The 392-nt window shown below is 39.8% G+C and carries 1 protein-coding gene; it reads left to right on the top strand.

Annotated elements, in window-relative coordinates:
- Positions 1–392: hypothetical protein (locus WFZ86_RS20175; RefSeq protein WP_342693623.1), on the top strand; the 392-nt coding region annotated here is incomplete at both ends.

Raw genomic sequence — 392 nt, 5'->3', positions numbered from 1 at the left:
CAACCGATGTAGATAGCAGTTCGTTTACGTATTCTTTAGTAGCTGGAGCTGGTGATACTGATAATGCTGCGTTTACCATTTCAGGTAGTGATTTGAAAATTACTGCGAGTCCTGATTTTGAAACCAAGTCTTCCTACTCTGTTCGCGTAAGAACTTTCGATGGTACTTCAACTTTTGAAAAAGCATTTACTATTTTCATTAATGATGTGAATGAAGCACCAACAGATATTGCGCTGTCTGCTTCTGCTATCAATGAAAATGTGCCGGCTAACTCAACTGTGGGAGCACTTTCTTCAACCGATGTAGATAGCAGTTCGTTTACGTATTCTTTAGTAGCTGGAGCTGGTGATACCGATAATGCTGCGTTTACCATTTCAGGTAGTGATTTGAAA

Origin of the sequence: Flavobacterium polysaccharolyticum, assembly GCF_038739875.1 — a bacterium.
Lineage (GTDB): Bacteria > Bacteroidota > Bacteroidia > Flavobacteriales > Flavobacteriaceae > Flavobacterium > Flavobacterium polysaccharolyticum.
The sequence above is the reverse complement of the archived record's forward strand: the minus strand, read 5'-3'. Positions and strand labels throughout refer to the sequence as shown.